Annotated in this window: 1 protein-coding gene; it reads right to left on the reverse strand. The window is 65.8% G+C overall.

The window, feature by feature from the left end; genetic code table 11:
* Positions 1-526 precede the first annotated feature (526 nt).
* A partial coding sequence (locus tag CAPSK01_RS22205; protein ID WP_273703261.1) for an SUMF1/EgtB/PvdO family nonheme iron enzyme occupies positions 527-1,387 on the reverse strand: 861 nt, incomplete at its 5' end.

Genomic DNA, 1,387 nt, shown 5'->3' on the forward strand with positions numbered 1-1,387 from the left:
CGGCGGGCGCTTCGGCCTGGCCGTTCCCGTGCTTCGTTATGCGCCCGGCGCGGGCGATTGCCCCGCTGTCGCCCTGCCTTGCGGCCTGCGCGCGGACCAGACCTGTCTGGCGCTGTTCTTCTTCCTTCGCCTCGGCCGGCAAATCCGCTCGCGCGAATCGACCGGCATTTCCGGAACACGACCGGCACGGGGGTGCCGGCGCGCCGTCCCGCCTGACGGCGGAACCAGAAGAAGGGGCGGAAGAACGTGGGAAGAACGCAACACCACCCGGAAACCGCTATTGTCATTCCGATTGCCAGGGTGATTCCTGTTGCGGTAGGCGCAGCGGGCGTTGTCTCGATGATTGTTCCACGAGCCGCCCCGCACGACCTCTCCAGACTGCCTGACCGAGTGTCACCACCCGGCAGGCGAAGGATAGCAAAAAAATCGCGCGCCGCGCTGCGCGCGGCGGGGGAAGGCTCCCCCGCACCCCCTCCAGAGTCGGAGTACCCGGAGTGACAGAGGTCAGAGGGAACAGAGGACAGAGTCAAAGAACAGGGGAAGAACGCAACACCACCCGGAAACCGCAACCGTCATCCCGAGTGCCAGGGTGAAGCCCGCCGCGGCAGGCGCAGCGGGCGTAGTCTCGAGGAAAGTCCCACGAGCCGCCCCGCACGACCCGTAGAATGCCATCGGCGGCATCCAGCGCCTCTCGCCGGGGGTCGTTCGCATCGTAGGGATAATCAAAGGCAGGCTTCTCCACGTCGTCGCCCCACAGGCTGCGCGTCCATTCCCAGACGTTGCCGACCATGTCGAAGAGACCGAAGTCATTGGCCGCGAAGCAGCCGACCACGGATGTATCACCGATCCGCGAATCGGAATAGTTTGCGCGGTTTGGGTTGGCATCGTCTCCCCAGGGGAAGACCGCAGTGCTCAGACCGCCACGCGCGGCTTTCTCCCACTCCAGCTCGCTCGGCAAGGCAATACGCCAACCGTTCTCGCGCACCAGCTTGACGATTGGATGGCCGGCGAACACGTCGGAAGTGGCCAGCACCTCGTTGAGCCAGTCGCACCAGGCCAGCGCCTCATGCCAGCGCACCCATCGCACCGGCCGGCTGTCCGGGTCGCGCAAGGCCCTCCTGTCGCCGATCGCGTATCCCGTCGCCTCGACGAAAGCGCGGAACTGCGCGACGGTCACCGGATGACGAGCGATGTAGAACTCCGGCGTGGGCGTGAGCGCGTCGTTGATTTCGTCGTCGGGAACGCGGTAACCGGCGATCCGCGAAACCCGTTCCCTATCGCTTCGTCGCGTGCCGATCATGAACCCTGGGTCGGCGGCAATGCGCACAAAACCCAGCATCCCGTCGGCCGGCAGAAAGAATCGCTGCGCATCGAAACGCGGATCGCC

This window comes from Candidatus Accumulibacter vicinus, from assembly GCF_000584955.1.
Lineage (GTDB): Bacteria > Pseudomonadota > Gammaproteobacteria > Burkholderiales > Rhodocyclaceae > Accumulibacter > Accumulibacter vicinus.